Here is a 12,389-nt window from a genome sequence, read left to right as displayed (position 1 = left end):
ATTGAAGCCTGCCCCCATGGTTTTCGCTCTAGTTTACGCAATTGGCTAGCAGAAACAACCGATGCTCCCTATGAGGTCGCTGAAACCATTCTAAGTCATACGGTCGGCGGTAAAGTAGAGCGTGCCTATCGTCGCACTGATTATCTAGAACAGCGTCGTGTCTATATGAATAAATGGGCGGCTTATGTCACCGGTCAATCCTAAAATATGGGGTACATAACCCCATTATCTGTGGATAACTTTAACTCTCTTGTCTCTCATTCTTTCTCAATAAGATTCATAATTTATCACATCAGAAACTGTATGATAAAATATTGTTTTCTATAAATAAAATACCTTCAAAAATGAACCAAAATGTGGTTAATAAATAGTTATGATTTGTTACCATTTTTTGAGAGTGAAAGGATTTTAGTATGACAGAAAATGATATTCTTTTAACAGACCGTGAAAGTGCAAAATTGCTTCATATGAGTGTCTCAACATTCCGCCGTCATGTTACCAATGGCTCTCTTCCAAAACCTTTAAAATTTGGCTTTTTATCGCGTTGGTTACAATCGGATCTTTTGAATGTCATCGAGCAAGCAAAAAAGCAACGTTATAACGACGCGGCATAAAAAGAAAACCTTGTCACGTAAGGATGGACAAGGCTTTCTCAAGCTCATCACCCTAAAGAGTGCACAATCCGTCCTATGACACAACGTTATAGGATTTAAAATGATGTGTTCTTTTACGAATGTGCAGAGCATTACACGTGCTGTGCCGAGGGTTTGGCGTGGGCGTTATGGACCCGTTGCCCTGCTCATGATGATAGGCTACCTAGCTTATCCCTTGCCAATGGACATGATGGGCGTCTTTTACTCTACTGTTATGCTGGCTGCTCTTTTAGAGAGATCATACAAGCGCTCATTAGAATTGGCTTGCTTGGAAAACAAGCTTATGATCACGCCCCTTCTTTATCTAAACAGTTTTGTGCTGATTTCAAACGAGCAAAAAAGAAAGCAGAGAGAGCAAAAGCAATTTGGCAACAAAACCAACCAATCAAAAATACTTTAGCAGAAACCTATTTACGCATGCGGGGTATTACATGTGATTTGCCTGCTGATTTACGCTTTCACGACAACTGTCCGCGCGCACCCATTAGGAATGACACTACCCGCGTTGGTGGCTCTTGTTAAGGGTGCTGGCTCCTTTGCTATTCATAGGACCTTTTTACAAGCCAATGGCTGCAAAACAGACCAAAAAACAGAAAAAGCCATGTTGGGATCTGTAACGGGTGGCGCAGTGCATTTAAGTCAAGCCAATCCAAAACATCTGGTCATTTGTGAGGGCATTGAAACCGGTCTGGCTCTTTTGTCTGGGTTGTTATCAGAGCCCGTTAATTTATGGGCATCCCTTTCAACCCTATGAAAATGCAAAATAGATATAAAATATCTATTTTAACAGTAGCTATTGAAGAAATAGTAAAAATACATTACATTAGAACTACTTTGTAACACATTAAGTGGTCGTAAAATGGCTGAGACGACATTTACCTTTCGCGTCGATGATGTATTAAAAAATGAATTTTCCAAAGCAGCAAAGGCGTGTGATAGATCTGCTGCACAATTATTGCGCGATTATATGCGCGATATCGTAAAAGAACAAAAAGAAAAAAGTGCATACGATTTATGGTTTCGGGAACAAGTTCAATTAGGGATAAACTCTGCTAATGCAGGTGATATAATATCTTCTGAAGAAATCGAAGCAGAAGCAAAGGAATGGCGCTTAAAAACACAAAGTAAACTCGATAGATCAACTTTATGAAGCTAATTTGGACACAAGTAGCACACGTTGACCGCAAAAAGATCCGTGAATACATATCACAAGATAATCCTTCTGCTGCCTTAAAGTTTGATCAACTTTTATCTGAAAAAGTAGAAAAACTTGTTAAATTTCCTACTCTTGGTCGTTTAGGACGAATTGTAAATACACGTGAACTTATTGTACATTCAAATTATATCATGATTTATGATATTTCAAATGGCGTTGTGCGTATTTTACGTGTGCTTCATACAAAGCAAAAATTTCCTTAATCAACTGTATTTCTATTTATTTGGTAATTGAAGCAAATTATTTTCCACAATACTGCGCTCTGTATCAGTAAATAATGATAAATTATTATTTTTCTAATATTGCGAATATGATTGGCATAATTACTTTGCACACCGCTTAGTTTCTACTCGTAAAAATAATGATGATACTCTTGGTAAACGACGTTTTATTATCAATGATGTCATGGTCGAAAAGCTTAGGGAACTCTTAAAAGAAACCCCCGTGGTCTCTTAATGGTGCGTGATGAATTGTCTGGTTTTTTAGCCAATCTGGAACGTAAGGAATATCAAACAGACCGTGCTTTTTATCTAACGGCTTTTAATGAAGATGATCAATTTACCTATGACCGTATCGAGCGTGGAATAAACGATGACGGTTTTTCGTAAAATCTCTGGAGACAATAGCTCCCAAGGCAGTAGACCTATCATACGTTATGAACAGCATCCTTTAGTGAAAAGTCATAAGACATCACACTGAAGCAATTTGGAAATCTTATAAAACATTAAACAATATAACAGTGAGCCTTCAAAGCACTCCCCATCATTAGTTTTGGGGGACTTTGGGGGTGCCGCTTATATGTATTATTTTATTTTTGATTGAAAAAAATATATAAGGGGGGAAAAGGAACCATCAAAACCTTCAAAACTTGCGTTATAAACGCTCCATATTTCCTCTATCAATTTCACCTCTTCCATAGTTTTTTCCAAAAACTCTTGTAAAAAGGGATAGATTGCGGAGTGGGAGTGTTCTCAATCTTTTCAATCGGTTGATCACCATCAGGTATCTCAACTCCCGCGTGTACTTTAATTCTTTTGCATAGGAATTCATAAAAATTACTGGCGTAATATTCGCAATCTTCAGATGGAAGCATGACATAAAGTGGGCATTCTCCATCCCTAAACTGCGTATAATCAAAATAAAAGGTTTCACCAAAAGCAGCATCACAAACGATAAGCTGTTTTGGTGTTGCGAAACCACGTTTTCTATCATTTAAGTTTTGAAAAACAATATCACCACCAGGGATATCTGCTCCACACTCCTTATAAAGGCTAAAGATTTCATCACCACCAATTTCTCCTCCTCCATATTTTTTTAAGAAAACTTTGTAAGAGGATGTGAATTGTACGCCGAGAGCTTTCTCCGCCTTTTCAATCTGTAAATCATCTGTTTCATTCTCTTCATCATCTTCACTACCCAAATTGATAATCTCATCATCATATTTATTCACTTTATCAATTAATACTGCAACATCATCTAAGGTATAGGTTTTCATAGATGATCCTCAAAACTTGCGTTATAAACGCTCCATATTTCCTCTATCAATTTCACCTCTTCCATAGTTTTTTCCAAAAACTCTTGTAAAAAGGTACGGGTTGCGGAGTGGGAGTGTTCTCAATCTTTTCAATCGGTTGGTCACCATCAGGTATCTCTTCTCCCGCGTGTACTTTAATTCTTTTACAAAGGAATTCATAAAAATTACTGGCGTAATATTCGCAATCTTCAGATGGAAGCCTGACATAAAGTGGGCATTCTCCATCCCGAAACTGCGTATAATCAAAATAAAAGGTTTCATCAAGATCATAACTCACAACGAGCTGTTCTGGTGTCGCAAAACCATCTTTTCTATCGAGTAAGTTTTGGTAAACAATATCACCAGCAGGAATACCTTCCCCACAATCTCCATAAAGGCTATAAATTTCTTCACCACCAATTTCCCCTCCTACATATTTTTTTAAAAAAACTTTGTAAGACGATGTGAATTTTAAATCCAAAGCTTTCTCTGCCTTTTCAATCACAAGATCATCAACCGCATTTTTTTCAGTACCAAAATTGATAATATCATCATCATATTTATTAACCTTATCAATTAAGACTGCAACATCATCTAAGGTATAGGTTTTCATCAATTATTCTCCATAAATTATTTTATAAGTCTCTGTTTTTTCTCTTTTCATCAATCGTAGAGCATTACTGCCGGTGCTCCTGTCCCCATCTGTTAAAATCTAGACCTATAATGCCCCATTTCATATCGATTATTCCTCCTAAATTACTGTTTTTTTGTTCTCCATACCCATTAGCAAGTTTATACCAATATTCCTCTCTCTGCTTATCAAACTTTTTTCTCTCTATGAGCGATTGATGTGTTTTTGGATTAGCATGAATAACAGAAGTATATTTTTTATGAAATTCATGGCTCATTTCTGCTAAGGGTCCATCAGGGGTTTGATTTAGGTGATGCAACTCAACAGACTTACCATCATATCCTATAGGTGCTCTTCTTGCTTTCATTCTATCAATATTAGTGCCCCACACTTTTTCCCCTTTTACCATCCAGTAAGAAATTCTGTTAGGATCAAACAAATCGTCTCTCCGATAAACTGTGTAGGTCTGTCCAAATTTGCTATCGGTAAATTTAGTGGGTTTCTTTTTTAACCAAAGCTTTTTTTCTTTAGCAGCGAGTTTAGTTAGTTCTTTCCTAGCAGCTAGTTTGTCAGGATCTCCTTGAGCTGCAAGTTCTGCAAGATTTTTCTTGGAAGCGAATTGGGCAAAATCTTTCCTAGCAATGAATTTAATCCAAGCCTTTTCGCCAAGCTTTATGGCTCCCTTGGCTGCTCCAGCAACTCCTGTCATTAGGGATGCTGTTTCAGTCAATAATTTTCCAAATTCAAGTCCAGCTTTAAAGGATCCACCAGCACCGGCTCGCTCATATTCCTCCTCCATTTTATTAATGCGATCTACATAGGACTGTCCAAGGGTCCGACCAATTGTCGCCAAAATCTCACCACTGCTGAAAAAATCTTTGAGTGCTTTCAAAGTCTCTTCGGGATGTTTGGCTATTTGCAAAAAACCATCAAGCGTATCGTATATTTCGGCCGGTACACCAGCTACTATACCAGCCCCAAAGCTTATATCTTGCCCTGTACTAATCGCAGACCACTTCGCAGACACTGCTGCTTCACATAAAAGATCAGGACACTCCTTTAATTCTTTATTCATCTGAGCTTGTTGAGCACTGCTGAGGTAGTTATTTGCAGCGGCATTGCCTGCGGCATCAGCACCGGCATCAACATTGCCACCGGCAAGGGCAGCGGCAACGCCCCCAGCAGCCCGTGCGACATCAATGGTGTGGTCTCTAAAGTCAGCAAACTGCGCATCAATCTTTGCGTTTATACGCGCTTCCTCTTCCGGAGTTGGGGTGCGACCGTTTAGATCCCCCATTTCCTCTTTCACAATGCCTTGCACCCACAATTGAAACTGGAGCATGGCTGTGGCTTCACCCACAGCCCCGCCGATAGCACCGGCAGAGCAAGCGCCACTCGCAACCGCGCCTTTTAAGCAGCCAAGACCGGCGTGGGCAACGATCTGAGTGACCGTATCTATTTTGCCTTCTGCCTTGGCGGTACCGATTTCTTCTGCCAACGATTTGCCAACCGTATCAGACAGGGCGATGCGCAGATTGTTAAAAAAGTTCTTGTCAAGAGAGCCGCCCTCAAGAGCCGTTTGCACGCCTGTGCCAATAGCGGCTTTGATCAGGTTCTTTTCCGCTTCAAGGGCGATACGATCGACAAAAGGAGCGGTTTTTGGCAAAGATTGTCCAACACCAACCATTTCCGTTATTTGGCTGGTTAAGCCCGCTGTCAACATCGACGAAACAATGCTGAGAATATTCTTGGAAGAACCAAGCTCATGCAAGGCGCCGGCAATGTTGCCGCGATTATTGACAAGAGCCACAGCGCTTTTGTTAATCAGTGCTTGGACACCTGCCTGTATCGCCGCATTCATGGCGGTGCTCGAGCCAAGCCCCAAAGCACCGGTAATGGCACTGGCAGCGCCCGAGGCTGCTCCACCCGTAACCGCCGTGACAGCCAATGCCACGATAGCCGCACCGGCTTCTGTCAATCCTTGGGCTTTATAATCCCAATCTTTAAATTCAGCCTTTACTGCTTGCCAATCAACTTGCTTGGATAATTCTGGATCATCACGCAGTTGCTTGATCCATGCCAAGCCTGGAGAGTGTGACAATTGCTCAAGGGATTTGTCTAAATCACCGGTTGCCTCATATTCAACAACAAAGCCATTGCCTGCATCAAGCTTCATGCCACCCTTAGCATCTATGGTGACATGCTCGATGGTCTCCTTAAGGTAACCTTCGTCACCCTCACTCCACCACACAAGGTTTTCATTACGCTGATACGTATCCTTAAAATCTTGATCCTTGTTGGTGAGAAACTTGATCTTCCCATTATCTGATGTCAAATGCATCTCGCCACCACTTGATAGCCCTGCCGCACCAAGTGTGAGATCCCCATTTTGCGCGTGTATGGAGAGGTCTTTGCTAAACTCCACCGTGCTTTTGTTTGTGGTAACTTCAGTTGATTGTTGACGAAACTTATTCTTTTGTTTCGATTTGTCGCCTTCTTTGCCCCTAAGATCCAAGTCAAAACTGTTAACGTCTTGCACCGAAGTCAGCGTGAGAGCACTACCACTGGTGAGATTCCCATTGCCTTCTCCTTTTACCTTAACCCCATCCATAATGAGGTCGTCGTTCGTAACAACATTAAGATCATCCCCACTGTTAACTTCACTCAAACGGTGCTCTCTGCTTTGGGCGTTATAATGCCCTTTTTCCAATGTCTCCTTATGGTCACTTTCTAGCGCCAATGCACTAAATGTGGCAGAACCACCGATAATCATCGTCATCGGACCGCCGCTGGTGAATTCCCCACCCTCTGCGCCAAGATCACCAAGGGATTGGATGTTTAATTCATGATCAGAGAGAATTTGTCCCTTCTGCCCAGCTCGATCAACAAAACCATATGCATTCGTGTCACGGATTTTAGCGGTGCTATTGACAATCGTATCACCCGTCATGGTAACCGTATCACCATGAATAACACCGGAAGAATTGGCTAAAAGACCGTTACTGGTGAGCTCTACAGCTCCGGTACCAAGCAAAAACCCACCATTATTGAACAAAGTTTGCGTGGTCGAAACGTGCAGTGCATCATCACTTACCACAGCACCGCTATTGGTAAAACGGTCCGCATTCAAGGTGACGCCATTGCCTTTCAAACGTGCACTGGCAAGATTTTCTTGCAATCCTTGTGCGTTTTTTATCCCTTGTTCTGAAGAGGAGGTTGGTGCCAAATAAACGTGGGGCACTAAGACCTCTTGTCCGTCGACAAGGTGAATTTCAAGCCAGATCATATCCTTTTTGATCCCAGCAATCTGCTGAGGCGTTAAGGGCTTGCCTAGCACTAACCCCAAGGGACCTTGCTGCTCCACAGCATTGTCATAAAGCCTTTGCATTTGAGCATTGGGATCTTCAACATCAAGAAGAGTGCGATTGCCTGTCAGCTCAAAGATTTGCTCACCCACCAGACGATATTCAAAATAAGCATCGCCCAATCTTTTAAACACGTGTTCAGGCTTGTAATTGCCAATCTTTTTTAAGTAATAGTCCGATCCTAAAAATTTGCTTGGATTGATAAAATCTGGACGCGTCTCGATTAAAAATGGCACATCCGGTGATTGACTGCCAGCCAACTCTGTTTTGATAGAGCTAAGCCCATCTTGCGTTGGCACCTGTATGGATTCTGGTGCGGGAGTTTGGATGCTCGGTGCAAAAAGCCCTTTGTGCCCTTTCAAACCATTGATAATGCCGTCCAATCGATCATCACTAATCAGTGGTTTGGAACCATCAAAATCGGTGTTTTTAACACCAGCCAAACCTTTCTCGCCAGAGCTTAAGCCAACTTGCTCAACCCCCTCACGCACCGCATGATTATCAATATAGCCCGTCAACTTAGCATCAAGCGTGCCACCAGCTTCAATCGTGCCGTAAACAGCATCATAGGTACGCTTGGGTGTTTGGGTAAAAGTAGGACCGTCCCATTCGTCTGCACCATGCGCTATACACCCTGGATTGGTCCACATATTACAGTCTTTATGTCTGTAGCGTGTTTCAGTCACAACCTTAGTTGTTTCGATTAAATCACGCCCCTCATTGAGCAGCGTATCGCCATGCATCACAATGTTGCCATTGGCAGCAATCAAGCTATAGCTATTGCGGATATCGCCGGCATTAATTGTCAGATGACGTCCTACTAAAATCTGTGCAGCATTATTGGTAAAATGAGGCTGCTGACGAATGATCGTGGTGTCGATATTTTTCTTGATCTTTGTGTGTTTATCAACACCTGGGATTTCTTCCCATTCTCCTTGCACGTAACTATGACCAACCACTTTATCGCTAACTTCAACCCCACCTTCACGCATGTTGGTAAGCGCTGAGACATCGAAACTCATATCGCCTGAGACAGCTTCTAAAAGACCCGAGCTGTTGATCACATGACCAGCCCGCTCTCCACTTAAACCACGGATGATGAGATTGTCTTCAGCAATGACATCGGCAAACTTATTGATAAAATCCCCATCTAAGGAGAAAATGGCAGATTTCTTGGCATAAATCAGCCCGCTATTACTCAGATCTGCGCTCACATTGAGCGCAACCCCATCCCCACTTGAACCAATACTGCCGGCATTGTCCAAAACATCTGCGGTTAAAACAAAAGCACCACCACTTTTGAGTACACCGTCTTCACCATTTAAAACCAGAGCAACTTGCCCCAATGACGGATCATGGCTTTCTGCCATAAGCGTAAAACTGTCACTGGCTAAAAGCTGACCTGAATTGGCTAAAGACCCGAGAGTTGCTTCAACAACAGTGCCCACCATGATACCGGAATTGCTTAAAACATCATGGCTGTTGAGAGTAAGTACTCCGCCTTGCGCTTCCACAAGCCCAGCTTGGGCGAGAGTGCCTGCCTTCAGCGTTACATCATAGGCGCCAACCTCACTTGTCTCACCCATTGTCAATATGCCATCACTGGAAAGCTCAACCCGCTTTTTAGAAACAATGCGCCCCGTTTGGCTGAGATTTGTTTGCGCATGCAAAGCAATGGTATCATTGCTTTCTATCGTGCCACTATTGCTTAAATCACCGTGGCTGGTCAGTTGAAGGTCACCACGCTCAATCTCTATGTGCCCTGCTTGGATCACACTATCAGCAACAATATTAACTGCCCCTTGCGTAGAAATGAGACCATCAACATTCTCAAAACTGCCCACATCAATGCGCAAACCATCCCGCGCTAAAACATGCGCACCTTCATCATGTGTAGCGTTTTGTTGGTCTGAATTTATCGTTTCAGCGCTTTTATTGACAAAAGACGTTGCAACAATCTTCATCTCACCGGCTAAAGCACTGAGAAGACCAGCCTCATTATTTATATGACCAGCACGTGTCTCTTTCAGCCCACCAATGCTGAGAGCCTCTTCAGCAATAATTCTGCCCTGTGTGTTGGTCAGATTACCATCACTGAATAGATCCATAGATTTTTTGGCGTAAATCAGCCCGCTATTGGTAACATTCCCTGCCACATTGAGGGCAACATTCTCAGCACTAGAGCCAAGCACACCGGCATTGTCTAATTGCCCTGCGATCACAACAAAAACACCACCACTTTGAAGGACACCTTCGGATGTATTCTTCAGAAAGGCTTGTTGCGGATCGACGCCTTCTTGTGCACTTACCATCAAATGCAAATCATCGGTTGCAATAAACGTCCCTTGATTGGTAAATGCACCAATATGAGCATCGACACTCTCACCGCGCATTGTGCCGCTATTTGCGACCCCATCACGCACTTGAAGGGTTAATGCTCCTTCTTGAGCTTCCACAGTCCCTGCTTGGGTTAAAGCATCAGCACTTAAAACCACATCATAACTTAAAATCGTACTCTCTTGAGAGGTTGTGAGCATGCCCCCCGCTGTCAAGGCAACCTGCTGCATACTGATAATATCACCCGTGTGATTGAGGGCACCATGGGCATCCAGCGTTATCTCCCCATTGGACAACACAGTGCCTTCTTGGATCAGGGCACCGTGATGCGCATAAAGGTCAATTTTTTGCTCTGCCACTAAGCGCGCACGTGATGTAAGCTCTGCCGCTTGCACCAAAAGAGAGCCGCCGGCGCTATAATGTCCAGCGCCTACAGTGAGCGCATCATCGGCGCTCAAGACAATATTCCCCTTGGCACCAATATGGTTGTTTAAAGCGCTGATTTGATTGGTTTTAATGGTCAGATCGCCAAGGGAAGAAACCCCTGTTTGATCATTGTCTTGCATACGACTTAGATCAATTGTTGCTGCTTGGATCTCTAAAAGATCACCAGCGGCTATCCGCCCATTCCCCGCCTCAAGCTTTGCTGCCTGTAAGTACAAAGAACCCGTCGCTGACTGTTGACCATCACTCCCAATACCGCTTGCTAGAAGAGCATGAGACTGGAGCTTGATCACATCGGCGTGCACATCAACAGCACCGCTTGCCGCAACGCGAGCTTGCTCAGCCAGTTCAACATGTTTCAAAGCCTTCAATTCAACCGCTTCTTCTGAAAAAAGCAAATCTTTTACATGCACACTATCGTGGTGAGAACGCGCTTTTACCGCTCCTTTGGCGCGTGCTTTGGCAATCACCAGCTTGCCATCACTTGTCAATCTCATGGCGCCTGCATTGGCAACCATGTCTCCTCGCATCTTAACGCCGGCGCCTTTATCATTGGCAATCACGCGGATCTGCCCCGCATACATTCCACCAAACTCACTGGAATCAATCGCCAATTCCGGCTCTTTGCCATCAGAACCAAGAGAAGTTGCTTCGCGTTTGTCATAATCAAAATGATTGTGACCAGCGATAACAGCCAAATCCCCTTTGACCTGTATAGGACCCCCGACACTGATCTTGCGTGAAACAAGATCAAAAATATCTAATGAACTCCCATCAGCCCCACGAGCACCTATGGTGATATCACCACCCTCAACACGCAACCCACTCAAAGCGCCATCGGCTCCAATAATCGGTTGTCCGGTCGATAAAGTCACCCGTGGTGTATTGATAAAGCCACAACCGTTACAGGTAATCCCATTGGGGTTGGCGATAATAACATCCGCCATATGCCCATGCACTTCGCTCACGCCTTCAAGACGCGAGCGATTGGCACTTACCACTTCATTAAGAATAACCTTTGCTGCACCGCTATAACGCAAATTGCCGTTGCCTGGCACCAATCCCCCAAGCTGTGAACGCGAAACCTCCTCAGTCGAATTGTTCAAAATCACGCCATGGGTATCAACATTGAAACTGTCATATTTGTTATGAGAAAGACCCTGTCCATTGGGGCGAACAATATCAATCAGCGGCACATCATTGCCGGCTTTCCCCACCGTGGGGCGGAAAACAGAGCCAACCCCGTCAGCTGCTTTAATCCCTTGGCTCTCTTGTGCAACAGGACTTCGCGCTCCAAGCGCTTGTGCTTGCAACAACAAAGGCTGAAAAGCTAAGCAAAAACTTAAAACAAGTGAAAGCCCCTTATGGATCCCTCGCTGCAAAACACAAAGAACGCGCTGCCCTCGCTTGTATCCATATCCCAATCTATGCTTTTGATCTTTCAATCCCCGCATCTTCAGCTCCTCATAAAATTCTTTATCTCTTAAAAAAAAACAACCCATATGGGTGTAAACAGCACAGCGATATTTTTTACCGCCCCTTTGCTCTAAAATCTCAATAATGCCCGCACTTGAAATAACCCTGTCGAATTTCCCTTTTCTCGCACTGTCGATTGGGTTAAAATATTCGAATAAGACACATCAACATCCGTAATGTCTCCGGTTGCATGGAAACCAAGAGTTGCCCCAACGAGGCTCCCGCCAAAGCTGTTTTTGCTTACATCATTGGCCACGGCTCCCAGATCAAGCGCCATATAAGGGGAGAATTGGCTCATAAAATTACGCCCCATGTTCGAAGAAAAACCTGGCAACAACAGCGACAATTCATTGCGCCAAAACGCCCCATTATTGCCGTAATAAATCGCCTCACGCACTCCGCGCACAGAGGAACTGCCACCAAGCGATATTTGCTCTGAACTAAACAACGTGTCGGGTGATAATTGTCCTGAAAACAGCGTGTTATAGCGAAAATTATACTGGTGAAGAGAAAAAGGACGCACGTAGCCTAGAGAAAAAGACAATTTGGAAAATTGCCCTTTGGGTGCATTCTTTGTTGCATTCTCTTGCTCTTTATCATCATAAGCGCCAAGAATTGCCAAACCCTTATGAAACCCTATATGCGCGCTTAATTCTCCTCCAAGCCACTTGCGCGAGTGATCAAGCTCAAAGGTTGCAATAGCCAATTTACGGCTGGAAACATCAACCCGACTGCCCATAATAAAATTATCAGA

7 protein-coding genes and 3 pseudogenes are annotated in these 12,389 nt (G+C 43.6%); 6 read left to right on the top strand and 4 right to left on the bottom strand.

From position 1 onward, the window contains the following. The 6 genes and pseudogenes from ACFIKO_RS08280 to ACFIKO_RS08255 form a co-directional block, all read left to right on the top strand. Nucleotides 1–204 (top strand): annotated as a pseudogene (locus ACFIKO_RS08280) (hypothetical protein); the annotation flags it as partial. Between the two features lie 209 nt (nt 205–413). After that, nucleotides 414–614, top strand: a complete 201-nt coding sequence (locus ACFIKO_RS08275) for a helix-turn-helix transcriptional regulator (protein WP_375673726.1) — start codon at nt 414–416, stop codon at nt 612–614. A gap of 100 nt (nt 615–714) precedes the next feature. Next, nucleotides 715–1,401: pseudogene (locus ACFIKO_RS08270) on the top strand (virulence-associated protein E); the annotation flags it as partial. A gap of 111 nt (nt 1,402–1,512) precedes the next feature. Beyond that, the gene (locus tag ACFIKO_RS08265) at nt 1,513–1,803 is read left to right on the top strand and encodes a CopG family ribbon-helix-helix protein (RefSeq protein WP_208439813.1); all 291 of its coding nucleotides are present in this window, start codon (nt 1,513–1,515) and stop codon (nt 1,801–1,803) included. Then, complete coding sequence (locus ACFIKO_RS08260; protein WP_015856212.1) at nt 1,800–2,072, top strand: type II toxin-antitoxin system mRNA interferase toxin, RelE/StbE family; 273 nt, start codon at nt 1,800–1,802, stop codon at nt 2,070–2,072. The genes ACFIKO_RS08265 and ACFIKO_RS08260 overlap by 4 nt, the downstream gene beginning before the upstream one ends. A gap of 160 nt (nt 2,073–2,232) precedes the next feature. Continuing rightward, nucleotides 2,233–2,453 (top strand): annotated as a pseudogene (locus ACFIKO_RS08255) (DUF3987 domain-containing protein); the annotation flags it as partial. A 320-nt stretch (nt 2,454–2,773) separates the two neighbouring features. On the opposite strand, the gene ACFIKO_RS08250 reads toward ACFIKO_RS08255, so the two are convergent. The 4 genes from ACFIKO_RS08250 to ACFIKO_RS08235 form a co-directional block, all read right to left on the bottom strand. Beyond that, a complete protein-coding gene (locus ACFIKO_RS08250; protein ID WP_375673724.1) occupies nt 2,774–3,364 on the bottom strand; it encodes an SMI1/KNR4 family protein in 591 nt (196 codons plus the stop codon). A gap of 52 nt (nt 3,365–3,416) precedes the next feature. Beyond that, complete coding sequence (locus tag ACFIKO_RS08245) at nt 3,417–3,995, bottom strand: SMI1/KNR4 family protein (RefSeq protein WP_375647817.1); 579 nt, start codon at nt 3,993–3,995, stop codon at nt 3,417–3,419. Nucleotides 3,996–4,059: 64 nt separating this feature from the next. Next, complete coding sequence (locus tag ACFIKO_RS08240) at nt 4,060–11,613, bottom strand: DUF637 domain-containing protein (RefSeq protein ID WP_375673722.1); 7,554 nt, start codon at nt 11,611–11,613, stop codon at nt 4,060–4,062. A gap of 92 nt (nt 11,614–11,705) precedes the next feature. Beyond that, a partial coding sequence (locus ACFIKO_RS08235) for a ShlB/FhaC/HecB family hemolysin secretion/activation protein (RefSeq protein ID WP_375673720.1) occupies nt 11,706–12,389 on the bottom strand: 684 nt, incomplete at its 5' end.

The sequence above is a fragment of the Bartonella sp. TS82HLJMH genome (genome assembly GCF_042193495.1).
In the GTDB taxonomy this organism is placed as follows: Bacteria; Pseudomonadota; Alphaproteobacteria; order Rhizobiales; family Rhizobiaceae; genus Bartonella; species Bartonella grahamii.
This window is presented reverse-complemented; position numbering and strand designations above follow the sequence as displayed.